Consider the following 18,165-nt stretch of genomic DNA (forward strand, 5'->3'; position numbering starts at 1 on the left):
TTATCCCCCTCATCCCTTCAGCCAGTTTTTGCGAAGCGCGAACAGCTCCTTCAGCTCATCCGTAGACAGCTCGGTGATCCATTGCTCCGACTGCCCGACGACCTGCTCGTTCAGCTGCTGCTTGCGGTCAATCATCTCGTCGATTTTCTCCTCAAGCGTGCCAAGCGTAATAAACTTGTGGACCTGTACCTGCTTCGTCTGGCCAATCCGGAAAGCACGGTCCGTCGCCTGATTCTCGACAGCCGGATTCCACCAACGGTCGAAATGGAAGACATGATTCGCCGCCGTCAGGTTAAGACCGGTACCACCGGCTTTAAGGGACAGAACAAATGCGCAGCATGGCTCCTCCGGATTCTGGAACTTGTCGATCATTTCGTCCCGCTTGGCCTTAGGCACTCCGCCGTGCAAATACGGAACCGGAAGCCCCAACCGTTCCTCCAGAAGCTTCTTGAGCTGCTCGCCCATATCCACAAACTGGGTGAAAATCAGGCAGCGTTCGCCTTCGGATGCAATCTCCTCCACCATCTCCAGCAGCCGGGCTACCTTGTTCGAACGGCTGTCATCCCACTCTTGCTGAAGCTCGCGCTCTTCACTAAGCATCGCCGGATGATCGCATAGCTGCTTCAGTCTCGTAAGCGAAGCCAGAATTAAGCCGCGGCGCTGCATAGGGCCTAGCTTATCCAGCTTCTCGAGCAGATCGGCAACGATATTTTCGTAGATTGCCCCTTGCTCTGTCGTTAAGGTCAAATAAGTTTTTGCTTCGTTTTTTTCCGGCAGCGACAGCTGAATCGCGGGATCCTTCTTCACCCTGCGGAGCATAAACGGCTTCACCCAGCGCTGAAGGCCGCTGATGACCTGTTCGTCGCGAGTGCGTTCAATCGGCAGCACAATCGCCTTGCGGAACTCGCCCATGCTGCCCAGGTAGCCGGGATTAATAAAATCATAAATCGACCAAAGCTCGGTCAGCCGGTTTTCCATCGGGGTACCGGTCAAAGCGATCCGGTGATTCGCCGGCAGCGCGCGAATGGCCGCTGATTGCTTGGTATAGACATTTTTTATATTTTGAGCTTCATCCAGGCAAAGTGCATCCCATTCGATTTGATTCAGCTCTTCTTCATCGATTTGGGCTAGGGAGTAAGACGTGATAACGATATCAACACCCGCAACCGCTTCTTGAAGCGCCTCTCCTTTTTCCCTTTTTGGACCGTAATGGAGATACGCCGTTAAGGTCGGGGCGAACTTCTCCAGCTCCTTCTGCCAGTTGCCGATAACCGAAGTCGGGCAAATCAGCAGAGAAGGTCCGAGACTTTGGTTTCCGTGCTCCTTCACATAGGACAGATATGCCATGAACTGAATCGTCTTGCCAAGACCCATATCGTCGGCAAGCACGCCGCCAAGGCCGAATCTCCGGAGGAACAGCAGCCAGGAAACCCCTTGCAGCTGGTACGGACGAAGAGAGCCTAGGAAGCTGCCCGGTATATCGACCAGAGGAATTTCAGCCGTATGCTGAAGCTGCTCAAGCCATCTCGTGAGATGATCGTTCAGCTCTACCTCTGCCCGTAGCTGGGCGGAAGCATCCTCTCCGTCTTCCATAACGGTACCGCCGAGCAAATGCATTTCCATCACATCGCGGAACGACAGCCCTTTGCGCTTGCCGACCCGATTGATCCAGTCGCGAATCTGAGCGACATCCTGCGGATCGAGATGAACCCATTCGCCGCCGATATTCATGAGCCTCCGGTTCTCTTCGGCAAGCCGCATGAACTCGGACTCCGACAGATCGATATTGCCAAGAGCCATCTTCCAGTCGAACTGCACAATCTGGTCCAAGCCAAACATCGGCTGCGCGTCGGAGCCAACCGACGACTTCATCTTTGCTTTCAGCCTTAAGCGGCGGGAGCGTACAGCTTCCCACCAGCCCGGCAAGAGCACCGGGCAGCCTGCCTCCAGCAGCTGCAGGCTCGCCTTCTCCATAAAGAACCAGGCATCGTTATCCGTAAGCTGTCCGCGCAGCTTCTCCGGATCCGCTTCATCCCTCCAGTCCGGCAGGACGGCAAGCCATTTGCCGTGCTCCTTTGCCAGTCTGGCATCCAGATGCGGAACCCAGTCCTCGGGCAGCGGGCCGTCCTGCTCGAACAAGACCTGCCATTGCCCTTTTGCGTAAGCAACGGGAATCCACGGTCCGCCGTTTCGGTCCTGCAGCGCGGGACGAAGCTGCCAGCTTACGCCTTCCACAGGCTCCGCGAGCTGCAAAGCTACCTTAAACGGCATTGTATCCTTATGGAAACCTAGAGCAATCAGCCAGTCCTCTTCATCGGCTGCTTTATGAAGAAGTACGGATTCCCCGCCTGCCGCTGCGGCGATTTTACGCCACGCCGCCGCGGCAGGACCGTTTTGCGCCAAAATCTCTTCAACCGCCTCGCTTAACCACTGATCGGCACCGGTTATCCCGGTATCCCTTACGAGCTGTTGCCATTCCGAGGCAAATGCAGCCTGTTCCGCAGGAATCTCCAGCCGCCACGCGCGCCGGTGCTCCGACCATCTGCTCCAGTCCGGCTGAAACCACCCTTCAAGCAGCACCTCGCGAAGCTTGCCTGCCATCCGCATCAAATCCTGCAGCCGATCCGTCCATTCCACTTGCAGAAGCCGGACATGGCGCGGCGAGGACAAGTAATCGATAGCAAGCAGGGGAGGCAGCTTAAGCGCCTTCCCGATTTCCGAATCAATCTCCTCAACCTCCGCGCCATACCAGGAGGCCCGATGCCAGGCAAAGAGCACCTGCTTCAGCCTTGCCGGACTATCCCCCCGGTCTGCCGCCGCGAGTATAATTGCACTGTCTTCCGCTGTATCGCCTTGCTTCCAGTAACCGTCCACGAGTAACGTCCGAGCGCCGATGAATGATTTCATGTTACGATTTTTCCTTTCCACAGCTCTTCCTGAAACGCGCGAAGCCGTTGATACTTGCTTGCGATTCCTTCAATGTAACGATCCCACTTATCCGCATGCTTATCGGCCTTGTACAGTCTTTCAAGCTTCTTCAGCTCTTTCACCGCGAGGCGGTAGCCCTGCCGGTTGCGCGAATGAATGGCTTCCTCAATCGACTGATGATAAAGAGGAATCATAACGCTTGGGGCCGCCTTCGAAACCTCGCGCACATTCTGAATGCCAAGATCATCCGGCTTCATGCCGATCAAAAGCTGAAGATCCGCCCATTCCTCGTACTTTTGCATGGCCAGCCAATGATCGGACAAATCCGCATAGGAATGCGGAAGAAGTTCAACCATATACCGGGTCCAGCGCGGTTCGTCGGGCTGATCCGTATCGGCTCTCCGGCACAAGGTCATAAACGGACCAATCGTTCTCGCATTTTTCACTCTGGAAATATGGTCGTACAGGAAGCTCATCCAGTGGCCGATCAGTCCCCAGTCCCCTTCCTCAAGCCGCTGCGCGACGCAAGGGTAGATCACCTTCTGCGAGCGCTGGAAATCCGTCTTGCCGAAATGAGCCAGCGCCTCTTCGTCATTGCGTCCGAAGAAACAGAGCATTGCCGCCGCCGTATGCACAAAGGTCCTATTAACAGGTTCTTCCGAATCCCGGAGTTCTTCCTTCCCCATGACATCCAGCTCATGCTCATACCATGCGGTATCTACCGCCATCCGCTCGCAAATCGCCAAATAGATAAAGGTCCAGTCAAACAGCTGCTGCTCGTTTTTCACGGCTCTACCCTTTGCGTAACCGGCAACGTAATCAACCCAGCTGCGGTCATGGCCGGTAACCTCGGCAGGCTCCAGCTCAAGCGCCAGCGTATAATAATGCTCCACCCACGGCTCCGCCATGCGCAGAAACGACATTTCATGATAATAACGGCTGAATGTATCGACCGTCTTGATGGCCTGCTCCGCCTGGTCGAGCACAAATAAGATTACGCTCATCCAGTGCAGCCTCTGACTCTTTTTGTCCCAATGCTTCGTTGTTCCCTTAAGCGCGGACAGAACTGGCTGCAGGGCATGAAGCGAATGCCGGCAGCTCCGCCAGGTTTCGCCGTATTCGGCGTCCATCCATAATCCCCATTCTTCCGGCGAAGCATCGTCGGATGGCTGGGCATGACGGCCGCTAAACTTCGGAACGCTTACGGTAACCGTACTGCGTTGCTGCTTCAGGTCTACGCCCGTAATCCGGTCGTAGGCCGCTTTGGCCGCGGTCTCGCCGTCCAGGCTATGGCAATAGGCGAAATAGACAGCCGCCATATGTTTGCAATAATCATTAAAAGGACAAGTGCATTTGCTGTATCGAAAATGGTCTGAATCAAGCAGAACCGAATAAACGTCAGACCCCTGTACGGCGCCGTATAACGTATCTTCGTCTGCCTGCTTGACGTTCAGCACCTGGCCGCTCCGATAATAATCCCATCCGCGGCGAATGATCTCCTCGTTCAAATGCTGTCCCAGACTGTGTTCAAGCGCTGTATGAAGCTTATCATCAAGACTTGCCAAGTTCGTTCACCTGCCCTCTTTCCGTTCACCTAGCATCTTATTAGTATACCACAAAAAATGCGCCCTCTGAAAAGACAAAAGCAGCCCATTTCACTTCGCTAAAAGTGAACGGGCTGCCAAGGAAGCAAAAAGTTATTAGTGCGGGATGCGGATAAAGAAGGTAATTCGGTCTTCAACGTCAGCATGAATCTGCACGGTACCTTTATATTGCTCGGTAATGGATTTGACGGTAAACAAGCCTAGCCCCTGATGAGCATCATCCTTGGTGGAGAAACCTGCGTCGAAGAGCGGCTTTCCAGTAACCTCCCGCGCATTCGAGCAAGTATTGGTGATGCGGAACTCGATGAAACCGTCTACCTGATTGCCTGTCAGTTCAACCATGCGGCATTCCTCGGGATATTTCATAACCTCGTCAAAAGCGTTATCGATCAAATTGCCAAGCATTCGGTTCACATCCAGCGTCTTAATCCCCATCTCCAGACGGTTAAGCCCGCTGAAGGAGCAGGTAAAGGCAATCCGGTAGCTTTCCGCCTGCGAAATTTTCGAGCGGATCAACGCCGCAATGGCAGGGTTCCCGATATTAATAATATCGTTCATCAACCGGATCTCGCCGGTCAGCTCTTTCGTATATGCGACAAGCTCCCTCGATTTGTTCAGCTCCGCAAGAGAATGGATGGTCTGGACATGGTTCAGGAAATCATGCCTCTGCGCCCGGATGGACTGGAACATGCTGTTGATCTCGTCTACGTACGTCTGCTGCGTCACCACAACTACCTTCTCGCGCGTCTGACGGAAATACCGCATCGCGAAAGCAGCGATCAACAGACTGATGCCCGTTACGAGGAATATGACAATTCCGATGTTCAAAAACTGGCTGTCAAGCCTGTCCTGAATGACCTGATAATCGGACACAAGCGAAAGAACGTAGCCCTGAATCGGCGTCCCATTCTCGTCGACCAGGTTTACCCCGGCATCTGCCGAAACGGGTATAAACATTTTGAGCACATGCTTGCCGTCAATCGTTTCTTGCACGGAAACATTATTGCCGGTATTAAAAGCTTTCTGCACATAATCGACGTCTTTATCGGCCTTATACCGGTACGTTCCGTAGAAAATATCCTTCTGCAGCAAATGCTCTTGGACATCGCCGTCTTCATTTATCGTATCGAAGGAGCCCTTACCAAACGTCTTTGGATTAATAACCGTCGCTTCGAGCAAGGAGTCGCTGCTTCCGATCGATTTCTTGATCAGCTCGTTGATGCCCGTCAGCTTCTCGTATTCGGCAAGCGTCGTATAGTTCACGTACGGATCGATAATATAGTTCGTTGTTCCGTCGTAGTAGTAGCCCCATTTGTAAATGCTTTTGGGATCGGTTGACGCGACCTCAAACGGTCCGCTCCAGAAGTTCGGAAGCGTCTGGCCCAGCCAATCGATCTTAACCTCATGCTGGTCGAATAGCTGATTAAAGGCGACATACCAGGGATCCCAGGTTTTTGTCCCTTTGCCCAGCTCTTTCTCGTCCGAGGATTTGTATAAGATAATATTGTCTTTCGTCCGCTTCATCAGCGTGATATGTTCGACGCCCAGCTTGGCGCTTAATTCCTTCAGCTGGTCGTTTGTCACCTTCTCCACGTCCGGATCAAGCGCATATTGCGCCGCGATCGATACGACCCGGAGCTCCTTTCCGATTTGCTCCTGAAACTTGTCGGCGCCAAGCCGGGATTGCTCGACGGAAAATTCAATCTGCTTCGCAACAGCCAGCATCTCATGGTTTAGCGCATCTTCCAACGTTTTTTTGGTTAGAAAATAATAAGCGGCATTGCTTAATAAAACGATGATAACGCTCAAGCTAATCGCCATGAGCCAGATATTGCGCGGCATATGATGCTCCTTTAAGCTCTCGTAATGTAATTCGATTATGGATGATTTTCACGGAAACAACAATACGGCATGCGGTAAAATAAACAAGCAGTTCTTTCCATCACCCGCGGGTCTTGCGGATGTACAAACGGAGCGCCCATTTGCGTTCGACCCGCTTCTTGTAACGCGGCAGGGAACGGTATATCCGAAGCCCTTCCGAAACAGCCTCCATCGCGTCTTCTTTGCGGCTCATCTGCTCATAAATATCCGCAAGCCGGTAGTAAGCTTCGCAGGAGGACGAATGAATCTCCTGAAAGGCTTCGATATAAGAAAGTGCCCGTTCCGCATCCAGCTTCGAATAATAGGCGGCCAGCCTCAAATAAGGTGCGCCGTATTTCACTCTTGGATTAAGCAGCAGCGCCTTGCTCATGGCAGCTTCGCCGGCTTCCGGTTGTCCGGTCTGCATCAGGCAAAGCCCAAGATCATCCCAATATTCGGCGGAATCGTCAAGCATCCGCTCAAGCGGCTCAAGCAGATTCAGCGCCTCCCGGTATTTCTTTTTCTCGATTAGAATTCGGGCCATTTCTACTTTTGCGGATGTATCGTTCGGAGATTGGGCGATATGCTTCTTCAGCTTGCTTAAACGCGAGGAGCGGCGGATCGGCTTCAACAGGCTTGGGGAGAGACCGATAAACCGGCGGTCTATGACGTAAACGATAACTAACAGCGCAATGATGGCGATAATGGGATTACCGAACAACCACGTAAAGAAAACAAATAATAAAAAGAGTTTTCCCATGAGACCCTCCTTAAAAGAAATTTTCAGTTTAAACTTTTGCGTCAGTTTGTGTCGATTTTTGCTTGTATACGTGCATTTTAAGGTATATTTTGGTGAAATATGTGTTTATTAATAGTAGCATAACCCTATCATCTTGAGAAATAGATTTCATCGATAACCTTATCGCAGGAAAGCATGAAAGGCCTGTTACAGGATATTCCCCAAGCGCTCCAATTACCATTAAAAATCGGCGGAATGATGATTATAACACGAAAAAAAGAGCTGTCTATACAGCCTTATTGAAAGGCTGTACAAACAGCTCGCCGCATTACCTGCCGCAACTACCGTGTCTTAGCGGTACAGTCTGCGGTCTGCGGCTTCGCGTACCCACACCTGCATGAATCCGGCTTCCCGGTTATCCCACGCATAGTACGGGATCAGCTCGCATGAACGGCCATCATCCGTCCTGCCGCGCAGCACCGTTACTCCGCCAAGCTGATCGCCGGCATACTCGGCAACAAACGGCTCAGCCGCTTTAAACGCGAACTCGTCATAGACAAGCTCCTGATTTCCCGTCTGCTCGATGCAATAAACGACCGGCCCGCGCTGGAAGGTGATTCTTCCGCGATTCGCTTCCACTTCTTCGCGGGAACGCACCGCGGTTACCGGCATATCCAGCTCCAGCACAACGGTGTCGCCGGGCAGCCATTGCCGTTTAAGCACAAGATAGCCGTTCTCCGCCAGCGCCTCCACGCCGGTTACGGATTCGCCTTGCGCATAGATCCGGTAGCTTCCGCACCAGCCCGGCAGACGCAGACGGATAGCGAATTCATCCGATTGCTCCGGATTTACGCGAAGCTCTACCCGGCCATCCCAAGGATAAGCCGTTGTTTGGGCAAGATTCACGCTGCTTCCGCCCGCAAGCTGAACGGTCGTCTCGCAGCTTAAATACTGGTTCACCGAAATGCCGTCTTCCGACGTCGCATACACGTATTGGCCAATCGACGGCAGGAAGCGCGCAAGGTTCGTCGGACAGCAGGAGGTGTGGAACCATTCCACCCGGTGATGCTCGCCTTTGGAAGCGAGCGGATTTACGTAGAAGAACCGGTCTCCGGACAACGAAATGCCCGACAACGCCCCGTTAAACAGCTCCTTCTCCACGATATCCGCATACTTGCCGTGACCATGAAGCAGATTCATCCGGTGATTCCAGAACGCCATCGCAATCGCCGCGCAGGTCTCGCAATAAGCCGATTCGTTCGGCAGGTCATAGTCAAAGGTAAAGCCTTCGTTATGGACGGACGGCCCAATGCCTCCCGTCACGTACATATTCCGTTCAACGGTATGCGCCCATACGCGGTCGAGCGCTTCCATATAAGCAGGATCGCCGGAAGCAAGTACGACATCGGCCATCGCCGTGTAAAGATACATCGCCCGTACGGCATGCCCTTTAACCTCGCGGATGTCCCTTACAGGCACATCGTCCTGGCAGTACGCCGGTCCCCAGTCTTCTTTATCCCAGATTGCGCCAACGCCGTGGCCGTGGCCGCGTTCCTCTAGAAGCCAAAGCGCAAGCTTCCAGTACCGTTCTTCCCCCGTCACGCCAAACAGCTTCACGAGTGCCAATTCAATTTCTTCATGCCCTTCCGCCCAATGGCGCTTGCCCGGTCCAAACAGCGAGTCGTAATGATCCGCCATCCGGCAGGCAACATCCAGCAGCCTGCGCTTGCCCGTTGCTTGATAGTAAGCAACGGCTGCTTCAATCAGATGGCCGCCATTGTACATTTCATGCTTTTCCATGTCGGTCCATTTAAGCTCCGGCGCTTCCAGCGTGTAATACGTGGACAGATAGCCGTCGCTCTCCTGGGCAGCCTCAATTAGTTCCACAATCCGGTCGATCTCCGCCTCCAGCTTGGGATCACGTTCCGTCATAAGCGAGTAAGCCGCGCCCTCAAGCACCTTGTACACATCGGAATCGTTGTAGTACATGCCTTCAAATTTGCCTTCCGCTAATCCGCCGGCGATGGCAAAGTTCGCAATCCGTCCTGTTTTCTCGCATTGATCAAGACAGACGCCCATCGTTACATTTTTGAGAGTCTCAAGGCGCGGACGCCAGAAAGCATCCTTAATCTTTACTTCCGAGAACGGAACTCCGCGCCAGCCTTTAATCTGTTGGTTCGCAACGGTCACGTTTCTTCCTCCCTATTCGTTTGGTTAACCTTTCAACCCGGTAAGCGTAATGCCTTCCAGGAAGAACCTTTGACCGATCAAAAAGACTAATACGCAAGGCAATACTACAGCCGTTGAAGCGGCCATCAATAAATCCCATTGCGCATTATAGCTGCCTTGGAACATCTGCAGGCCTAGCGCAAGCGTAAAGCGGCTGTCGCTTTTCAAATAAATGAGCGGGCCCATGAAATCATTCCATGAAGCTAGGAACGTAAAGAGCGCTACTACGATAACGGCCGAACGGCTGAGCGGCAGCAGGATGCGCCAATAGATCTGGAAGTAGTTCGCGCCGTCAACAAGAGCCGCCTCGTCGAAGTCCTGCGGAATCGACATGTAGAACTGACGCAGCAGGAAGATATTAAACATGCCGCCGCCGAAATACGCGGGCACGATCAGCGGGTAGAACGTATCGTAGAAGCCAAGCTCCTTCCAGCCGATAAAGCTTGGAATAAGCGTTACCGCTCCCGGAAGCATCATCGAGGACATCAGAATGGCGAATACCATGTCACGCCCCTTCCACTTAATGCGGGAGAACCCAAACGCGGCAATCGTGCTTGAGACGACCGTTCCGAGCAGAACCCCGGCTACGATAATGAGTGTATTTTTGAAGAAGGTCCCAAACGGTACGACAGTCAAGGCCTCCTTGAAGTTTTCAAAGTGAAAAGGCTTCGGTATCCATTGCGGCGGCATGATGAAAATTTGCGACAAATCCATCACCGAGCTGCGCAGCAGCCACAGAAACGGCACGATAAACATCGCGGAAACGATCAGCAGGGAGGTAAACCCGGCGGTAAGCTTCAGCCTGGACTCTCTCATTGTTTTTCCCCCTCATAATGCACCCAGGATTTCGAGGTCTTAAAGACAAACACCGTAAAGATCATAATGATGATAAACAATACCCACGCGAGCGCGGACGCATAGCCCATCTCCGTATCGCGGAATGCGGTACGCCACAGATAGAAGACGAAGAACAAGCTTTTGTTGTTGGGTCCGCCTTGGGTCAGAATATACGCTTCGCTGAACACCTGGAAAGAGCCGATAATCGTCATAATCGTATTGAAAAAGATCGTTGGCGTCAGCATCGGAACCGTGATGTGGCGCAGCTTGCTGTACCATCCGCCGCCGTCAACGTCAATCGCTTCATAGTAGGATTTCGGTATACCCGACAGGCCGGCAAGGAAAATGATAACCGTACCGCCGATCCCCCATAATGTCGTGAGCACGATGGACGGGATAACGCTGCCCTCTCCGAACAGCCAGTTGCTAGTTGGCAGATGAAGCCAATTAAGCGCCATATTCAGCAGGCCTAAATCCGGATTCATAAGCCACAGCCAGATCATCGAAGCGGCAACCGCCGGAACAATGCTCGGCAGGTAGATAATCGTCCGGAAAATCGCCCGGCCCTTGACGTTCATATTAAGCAGAATCGCTAAAAAGAACGAAATAATGATAACCGCCGGCACGCGCAGAATAACGAAATAAAAGGTTGTGCCAAGCGACTTGTAGAACAAATCGTCTTCGCCGCTGAACAGCTTGATATAGTTATCCAGACCGATAAAGCTGGTCGTGTCTTTAAAAACGTTGTAATCCGTTAAGCTCAAATATAAGCTGGCAATCATCGGCCCTAGCGTATAGATAATAAAGCCGAGTATCGCCGGCGCTGTAAAGAGCAGGCCGTAGAACAGGGCCTTGCGCTCCCTTTTGCTGCTCTTTCTGGCAACCGTCTTGACGGACTTGCCCGTGTTTGCCGAAATCTCCATGCCGTAACCCTCCCTGTCTATGGCAGAGGACAGCGATTCATCGAATATCCGAACCGCTGCCCTCTCCTGTTATCCGCGGTCTGCGGACAGCTTACTCGACGTCGCGCCGGCCTTGTACTTGCTGCTGTGCCTTCGCGGCAATGGAATCAAGCGCTTCCTGGGCAGATTGTTTGCCCAGCCACACTTTATCCAAAGCAGGGTTAACGACATCCATGATTTTATTGAAGTTTTTCACGTAAGCCGTTGGCGTTGCATGGCTGTGATTCAAAAGCATGTCAATAATCGCGCCGTTATAGCCGGATGGGCGTGCTGCCAAATCTTTTGTCCACTTGTCCAGCTTCTCGCTGTCGGTGTACCAATCTTTAGGAGCAGGCATCCATGTTCCGTTTGTCAGCATATCAAGCGAAGCTTCCGGATCAAGCAGCGCCTTCAGCAGCTCCCAGGATTCCTGCGGATGCTTGGTCGATTTGAAGATGGAGAACATACCGGCTACGACGGTTGTTACCGGCTCTTTCATAACCGGCAGAACGCCTACGTTATAGTTGAACTTGGATTCCGCAAGCGACGACGAAGCCCATTGTCCGTCAATGGCCATCGCAACCTTCTTCGTCTGAAGCGCGACGTTTGTTCCAGGGATATTTTTCGACTGGAGCGGGGATGGAGCAACATGATACACGTTGATCAGGTCGGCCATCTTCTGAAACACTTCTACCGCCTCAGGCTGATTAAGGGCAAAGGTTTTGCCGTCGGCCGACAGGAAGTCGCCGCCGTTGGAATAGATAAAGTTACTGTAAGCGCCCCACCAGGTTGGCAAGTTGATACCGAATTGTTTAATGTTTTTCGGGTCGAAGCTTGGATCCGTTGCGTTGCGTCCTTTGTTATCAAGAGTCAGTTTCTTGGCAACGTCGACGAACTGATCCCAGTTCCATGCTTTGGAAACATCGGAAGGAGGCGGTTCGATGCCGGCATCCTTGAATACGTCCTCGTTATAGAACAGTCCGAATGTCTCCGGGCCTGGACCGATGCCGATAATGTTGCCCGGTGCCTGGGAATACGTAATATTCGGAACAATCGAATCGAGTGTGATCTGCTGATCCTTTGCCAGGAAGTCCTGCAAGTTCAGGAACTTGCCTTCTTCCGCAAGAGGAAAGGCAATGGTCGCGGATTCCATCATCGCGACATCCGGCTCGTCGTTGCCGGCTACCATTGTCGTCAGCTTCGTATCGTAATCACCGCTGCTGATGGCCTGAAATTCGACTTTTACGTTCGGATGAGTCTTCTCGAAATTGGCAATGGCGGATTTGTACGCCGCTACCTCTGCCGGTGCGCCCCAGCCGGTCAGCTTCAGTGTAATTTTTTCGCCGCTGCCAGCCGTGCCGGAATCGTTTCCGGAACTGGCTGTATTTGCCGAGCTGCTTGCGTTGTTGCTGGATGAGGAATTGCCATTGCTGGAACTATCGGACTTGGTGCAGCCAGACATGACAAGCACCGCTGACAGAACCGTAACCATAAATGCGGAAGTGTATTTCCATCGATTCATAATCATTTTTTTCGAGCCCCTCTCTCATTTCATCCTCATGGCTCATAGCTGCAGTCTATGATTGCTTTTATTGTAGATGATGGATAACGCTTACAAAACCCGAGCATTTCTAGAATGGTGGACTTTTATTGGGTCTTGCCCGGCAGATGGATGACGATGCTTGTCCCCTTGCCGGGAGCGGAATGGATGCGGATGCCGTATTCGTCGCCGTAGGCCATTCGGATACGGGAGATCGTATTTTTAATTCCGATAGACGCGGATTCCTTGTACAAAATCGTGTCGATCCCTTCCTTGCTGATCCCCCGTCCGTTGTCCCGAACTTCGAAATAGCGGCTATCTTCTTCGATCCAGCCGCGTATCGTAATAAGCCCGCCTTCTTCCACGCCGCTGAATCCGTGCAGAATGGCATTTTCCACAAACGGCTGGAAGAGAAGTCTCGGCAGCTTAATCTCATAGAGCACCGGCTCGATCTCGTAAGCAACCGTAAACTTGCCTTCGAACCTGGCGGACATGATAAAGAAGTAGTTGCGCATCCATTCCAGTTCCTCCGACAGATGAACGGCCTCCCAATCTTTCCGGGACGTATAGTGCAGCATATTGGACAGACAGACCAGCATCTTGCTAAGCTCCGTCTGACGATTCTCGAGAGCGGTCCAGTTCATAATGTTCAACGTGTTATATAAAAAATGAGGATTCATCTGCATGTTAAGCGCCTGAATTTCCGCTTCCTTCTCCTTCAGCTTGATCTCGTAGTTTTCTTTCACGAGCATGGCAATCCGGTCATTCATCCGGTTAAAGCGCTGGGACAGGAGACCGAATTCGTCTTTCCGGTCCACGTCCACGCGGGCATCAAAGTCCCCCTCCCCTACCGAACGCATCGCGCTCATGAGTTTCTTAATCGGACCTGTAATGCGGCTAATGATGAAGTAAGCAAACACCAGGGCTACCACACTTAAGGCAATGGCGCTGACGATCGTTGATGTCCGAAGTACCGGAACCAGGGAGCTTACGAGCGCGGATTGCGGCGTAATGACAATCGACATCCAGCCCGTCACTTCCGAACGGGCAAAGCTTACGATCTGGTTATGCCCGTTCAGCTTGATCCGCTGGCTCCCGCTGCCCTGTTCGCGGAAATTATCCATCCAGTCCTCATCGAAACGCTTCGTTACCTGCGATTGGTCGCTCGAAGCCACGACGATATTGTCGGGATCCAGCACCATATAGGAGGAGCCAGCCGGGATACTTCGCTCGAACAGCTCGTCCATCACCGTCGATTTGAAGCTGATCGTAAGCACGGGGCGCTCGACTTCCGGCTTCAGCTTGACCAGCGTGCTGTCCTCCATGTGGGAGAAGTTAAGCAGCCTGGTTGCCGAGAACAAGTAACGGTAATCTATCGTCCCGTCTTGAAGCCAAGGCTGGTCGTACATCTTGATGAAATCGTAGGTCGGATACCAGACCATCTTGCCCCCTGCCTTAACCGCTTCCTTGTAAATCGCAGACTGTACCGGATTGCCAAGCGGCATCAGCATCGTGCTTCCGAAGGTGTAGTAAGAGGTCCACAGCTGAGCGGAATAGACATCCGAATTCTGGGAGAAGTATTTGCTTAAGATAGCCGTAACTTGCCGGTCGGCCGCGACAAGCTCCTCTTCTTTTGCCGGATTCAGGCTGTTGAAAATCTGGAACAGATCCTTGTCCACGAACAAGGACCTGCTATTCTGGTCGACGATCCCCAGCTTGGTGTCGATCACGTCGTTGTTTTTCATCACGACATCGTGAACATTGTTTTGCGCCTGCTCGGTAACGACCTTTAAGCTTGAATTGTAAAACAGCGTGCTCAGCACAAGCAGCGGCAAGGCGATAAGCGTCAGATAGCTGAGCAGCAGCCTTAATCGAAAAGTCATGATCTATCTCCGCTCCCCGTCTGCGGACGCAGCGTATGCTTATAAGCTTCAGGCGACAAGCCAACCTGCCGCTTGAATATCCGGGTGAAATATTTCGTATCCCGGTAGCCGCATTGCTCCGCGATTTCATAGATTTTGAGCCGTCCGCCGGCCAGCAGCTCCTTCGCCGCCCGTATACGTGCTTCCGTCAAATGATCGGAGAACGAGCGTCCGGTGCGGCTTTTCATCAAGGTGCTGAAGTAAGAGGGGTTGAAATGAAATTGTTCCGCTGCCCTATCAAGCGTCAGATCCTCCGCATAATGCCCCTGAATCCAATTCAGGCATTGCTCTACCGCCAGCTCGCCGCTGCCCTGCTTCCGGTCGGTCAGCGATTTGTGCACCTCTGCCAGTCTGCCCAGCAGCAGCTCCATCAGCATACCGCTGCTGGCACAAGAAGGAATTGCCGTAGACGCGGTATCCGCGAGAGCGCTTCCAACCTGTTGATCTATGATGCCAGAGGTCCGGCTCTTAAGCTTCATCAGCATAAGGGACGCATAATTTTTCATCAGCCTTGGCTCCGTGCGACCCTGCGAGGACAGCTCGGCAAAGGCGGCCCGGCACATGGCTTCAGCTCTTTCGAGCGACTGCTCCTGCAGCGCTTCGAACAGCAGCTCGCCATCCAGTTGGAAGACGGCATTCGTATTGCCCAGCCCGATTTCATGTCCAAAGGTTACGACGCTCGCCCATTCCTCGTGGAAAGCATATTCCAATGCTTCCTCCGCCTGGCGGTAAACCATTGGAATAAAGGCTTCTGCGGGTTTCAGCTTAAGCTCCTCTTGCAAAGTCGCAACGCCATGGGACACCATGCCGCAAGTGCGCCATACTTCCGTCTGCTTCATCAGACTGGAACGCAGCTCCCCAATCCCTGCCGCAGGCTGGCTCTTCTGCTTCAAGACGGTGACCAGACGAATGCTATGCCGTGAGACCGACTGCAGAGGAAACACGCAAGCCTCGCCATAGACGGATACACGCTGCTTAAGCTGTTCGACCAGATCCGTCACGGGGAAGGCTTCTCCTTCATTTCGGATTTCCGTCAATACGAGAGTGTTCATTTGGCTAAGCAACGGCCACTCTTCTAGGTCAACCTCTTCGCCTGAAGGAAGCTCGCCGTTCAGCCACTGGTGCAGCAGCCGACTACGGTAGGCGGAAGATGCGAGCTCAAGCTTTTGCTTCATCTCGGCCGACTCGCCGCGCTCCCGCTCTTCTTCCGCAAGCTGCTGGTCAAGCCGCTGCAGCAAGACCTCTACCTTGTCCATGTCAACAGGCTTGAGCAGATAGTCGTAAGCGCCATGGCGAATCGCTCTTTGGGCATACTCGAACAAATTATAAGCCGATACCATAACGACCTTGGTCCGCAGCTCCTCTTCCTTCAACCGCTGCAGGAACGAAAGCCCGTCAAGATTCGGCATTTGTATGTCGCTAAGCACCACGTCAGGCTGTTCTTCCCTTACCAAGGCAAGGGCAGCTTCTCCATCCTTGGCCGTTTTTACCTTGGCCTCAGGGCGCATCATTTGAATCATACCGGCCATTCCTCTCAAATGCCGCGGTTCGTCGTCGACGATCAATATGTTCATGAGACTAGTCCTTTCCACCCTTTCGAAAAAGCAGGCTGTTTTCTTAATACAGTACTACGCACCTAGCCGCTTGAATAGGGGGATTGGGTTTCAACTATATTCCAATTGCTCTTCATAAACTATTTCAGAATGAGGAATAGTATTGGAGTATTAGGTAAAATTGACTTTAAACTGGAAATGGAGGAAATACAAAAATGTCCGCAAACGATACAAACGGCACTCATGCGGCAGGCGCGGGCGGAGCAGCCGATAACCGCAAAGCGGCAGGCGAAACCGATCTTACGCTGACAACGAGACAAGGCCATCCGGTATCCGACAATCAGAATACGAGAACTGTTGGCAACCGCGGGCCGGCTACCCTTGAAAATTACCACTTTATCGAGAAAATCACCCATTTCGACCGCGAACGGGTTCCTGAACGGGTCGTCCATGCCCGCGGAGCAGGCGCGCACGGCTACTTCGAAGCTTACGGCACGTTCGGCAACGAGCCGATCGGCAAATACACAAGAGCAAAGCTGTTCCAGGAAAAAGGCAAAAAGACGCCCGTCTTCGTCCGTTTCTCGAGCGTGATCCACGGCGGGCATTCGCCGGAGACTCTCCGCGACCCGCGCGGCTTCGCGACCAAATTTTATACCGAGGACGGCAACTGGGATCTGGTGGGCAATAACCTGAAGATCTTCTTCATCCGCGATGCGATGAAATTCCCGGACATGGTACATGCCTTTAAGCCGGATCCGGTAACGAATGTGCAGTCGATGGAGCGCTTCTTCGACTTTGTCTCGAATTCGCCGGAAGCGACTCATATGATTACCTTCTTATTCTCGCCTTGGGGAGTTCCGGCGAACTACCGCCAGATGCAAGGCTCCGGCGTCAATACATACAAATGGGTAAATGCGAAGGGCGAAGCGGTATTGGTCAAATATCATTGGGACCCGCAGCAAGGCGTCAAAAACTTGACTCAAGCCGAAGCCGAGCAAATTCAGGCGAAGAACTTCAACCATGCCACGCAGGATCTGTATGAGGCGATTGAACGGGGAGATTACCCCGCCTGGGAGCTTAAAGTGCAAATCATGGAGGACGGCGATCATCCAGAGCTAGACTTCGATCCGCTTGACGATACCAAGCTGTGGCCGGAAGATCAGTTCCCGATGGTACCGGTAGGCAAGATGGTGCTTGATAAAAATCCGGAGAACTATTTCGCAGAGGTAGAGCAAGCGGCATTCGGAACGGGCGTATTGGTAGACGGTCTGGACTTCTCGGACGATAAAATGCTGCAGGGACGCACCTTATCCTATTCCGACACCCAGCGTTACCGCGTTGGCGCAAACTACCTGCAGCTGCCGATCAATGCGCCGAAGAAACGCGCCGCAACCAACCAGCGCGACGGCCAAATGGCCTTTTACGTAGATGTCGCTCCCGGACAAAATCCGCATGTGAACTACGAGCCTTCCAGTCTGAACGGACTTTCGGAAGCTAAAGCCTCCGGAACGCCGCATGAGCCGCATTATGACGCGAATCTGGTTCGGCAAACGATTGACCGGACCAACGATTTCGCCCAAGCCGGCGATACGTTCCGCAAGCTGGAGCAGTGGGAGCGCGACGAGCTTATTCATAATCTGGGCGATGCCTTGTCAACTTGCGCGCCTGTTATCCAGGACAAAATGCTGTCCAATCTGACGCAAGCGGATCCGGAATACGGGCGTCTTGTAGCGGAAGCCATCAAAAAATCCTCTGCAATGAAGTCCGGGCACAAAGGCACCTTCCCTGCCCGCGAGGGGATGGAAGTCGCCGAGGAGCTTGGACGCAAAACGGACGGATACTAAGGCTTTTGCTTAAGCGAAATAACAAAGAAGGGCTACCCATGCATGTTCAGAAACGATGAGCATGCGGGACAGCCCTTCTTTTATTATAAGCGCCCATTTTCCCTAGATACAGCACCATTGCTACAGCCAATTCATACAATAATTTGACTGTATCCCTTAACCTTGTTA

General features: G+C 52.7%; 11 protein-coding genes. 1 reads left to right on the top strand and 10 read right to left on the bottom strand.

The features are described from left to right. Positions 1 to 9 precede the first annotated feature (9 nt). From WFJ73_RS18520 to WFJ73_RS18565, 10 genes are all read right to left on the bottom strand, one after another. The gene (locus WFJ73_RS18520; RefSeq protein ID WP_336774470.1) at positions 10 to 2,907 is read right to left on the bottom strand and encodes a DEAD/DEAH box helicase; all 2,898 of its coding nucleotides are present in this window, start codon (positions 2,905 to 2,907) and stop codon (positions 10 to 12) included. After that, positions 2,904 to 4,493, bottom strand: a complete 1,590-nt coding sequence (locus WFJ73_RS18525; RefSeq protein WP_336774471.1) for an SWIM zinc finger family protein — start codon at positions 4,491 to 4,493, stop codon at positions 2,904 to 2,906. Before WFJ73_RS18525 ends, WFJ73_RS18520 begins: the two co-directional genes overlap by 4 nt. A 135-nt stretch (positions 4,494 to 4,628) precedes the next feature. Continuing rightward, positions 4,629 to 6,374: a sensor histidine kinase gene (locus WFJ73_RS18530; protein WP_336774472.1), complete on the bottom strand. Its 1,746-nt coding sequence runs from the start codon at positions 6,372 to 6,374 to the stop codon at positions 4,629 to 4,631. Positions 6,375 to 6,474: 100 nt separating this feature from the next. Then, a complete protein-coding gene (locus WFJ73_RS18535; RefSeq protein ID WP_336774473.1) occupies positions 6,475 to 7,152 on the bottom strand; it encodes a tetratricopeptide repeat protein in 678 nt (225 codons plus the stop codon). A gap of 330 nt (positions 7,153 to 7,482) precedes the next feature. Beyond that, on the bottom strand, positions 7,483 to 9,321 hold the full coding sequence (locus WFJ73_RS18540) for a glycoside hydrolase family 127 protein (protein ID WP_336774474.1): 1,839 nt from the start codon (positions 9,319 to 9,321) through the stop codon (positions 7,483 to 7,485). Between the two features lie 24 nt (positions 9,322 to 9,345). Next, a complete protein-coding gene (locus tag WFJ73_RS18545) occupies positions 9,346 to 10,176 on the bottom strand; it encodes a carbohydrate ABC transporter permease (protein ID WP_116393833.1) in 831 nt (276 codons plus the stop codon). Next, positions 10,173 to 11,120 carry a carbohydrate ABC transporter permease gene (locus WFJ73_RS18550; RefSeq protein WP_336774475.1) on the bottom strand — a complete coding sequence of 316 codons (948 nt, stop codon included), beginning with the start codon at positions 11,118 to 11,120 and terminating at the stop codon, positions 10,173 to 10,175. The genes WFJ73_RS18545 and WFJ73_RS18550 overlap by 4 nt, the downstream gene beginning before the upstream one ends. 91 nt (positions 11,121 to 11,211) lie before the next feature. Beyond that, on the bottom strand, positions 11,212 to 12,666 hold the full coding sequence (locus WFJ73_RS18555; RefSeq protein ID WP_336774476.1) for an ABC transporter substrate-binding protein: 1,455 nt from the start codon (positions 12,664 to 12,666) through the stop codon (positions 11,212 to 11,214). A 119-nt stretch (positions 12,667 to 12,785) separates the two neighbouring features. Beyond that, positions 12,786 to 14,561 carry a cache domain-containing sensor histidine kinase gene (locus tag WFJ73_RS18560; RefSeq protein ID WP_336774477.1) on the bottom strand — a complete coding sequence of 592 codons (1,776 nt, stop codon included), beginning with the start codon at positions 14,559 to 14,561 and terminating at the stop codon, positions 12,786 to 12,788. Then, positions 14,558 to 16,174, bottom strand: a complete 1,617-nt coding sequence (locus tag WFJ73_RS18565) for a response regulator transcription factor (RefSeq protein ID WP_336774478.1) — start codon at positions 16,172 to 16,174, stop codon at positions 14,558 to 14,560. The genes WFJ73_RS18560 and WFJ73_RS18565 overlap by 4 nt, the downstream gene beginning before the upstream one ends. Positions 16,175 to 16,368: 194 nt before the next feature. Between WFJ73_RS18565 and WFJ73_RS18570 the strand changes: the two genes are divergently transcribed. Further along, positions 16,369 to 17,997, top strand: coding sequence for a catalase (locus tag WFJ73_RS18570; protein ID WP_336774479.1), 1,629 nt, complete (start codon positions 16,369 to 16,371; stop codon positions 17,995 to 17,997). The last annotated feature ends 168 nt before the right edge of the window (positions 17,998 to 18,165 follow it).

The sequence above is a fragment of the Paenibacillus sp. MMO-58 genome, from assembly GCF_037146255.1.
Taxonomy (GTDB): Bacteria; Bacillota; Bacilli; order Paenibacillales; family Paenibacillaceae; genus Pristimantibacillus.

Bases quoted from the DNA above. Each gene is read 5' to 3' on its own strand.
- WFJ73_RS18550 (WP_336774475.1), bottom strand. From the start codon at position 11,120: ATGGAGATTTCGGCAAACACGGGCAAGTCCGTCAAGACGGTTGCCAGA.
- WFJ73_RS18520 (WP_336774470.1), bottom strand. From the start codon at position 2,907: ATGAAATCATTCATCGGCGCTCGGACGTTACTCGTGGACGGTTACTGG.
- WFJ73_RS18570 (WP_336774479.1), top strand. From the start codon at position 16,369: ATGTCCGCAAACGATACAAACGGCACTCATGCGGCAGGCGCGGGCGGA.
- WFJ73_RS18560 (WP_336774477.1), bottom strand. From the start codon at position 14,561: ATGACTTTTCGATTAAGGCTGCTGCTCAGCTATCTGACGCTTATCGCC.
- WFJ73_RS18555 (WP_336774476.1), bottom strand. From the start codon at position 12,666: ATGATTATGAATCGATGGAAATACACTTCCGCATTTATGGTTACGGTT.
- WFJ73_RS18565 (WP_336774478.1), bottom strand. From the start codon at position 16,174: ATGAACATATTGATCGTCGACGACGAACCGCGGCATTTGAGAGGAATG.
- WFJ73_RS18545 (WP_116393833.1), bottom strand. From the start codon at position 10,176: ATGAGAGAGTCCAGGCTGAAGCTTACCGCCGGGTTTACCTCCCTGCTG.
- WFJ73_RS18535 (WP_336774473.1), bottom strand. From the start codon at position 7,152: ATGGGAAAACTCTTTTTATTATTTGTTTTCTTTACGTGGTTGTTCGGT.
- WFJ73_RS18530 (WP_336774472.1), bottom strand. From the start codon at position 6,374: ATGCCGCGCAATATCTGGCTCATGGCGATTAGCTTGAGCGTTATCATC.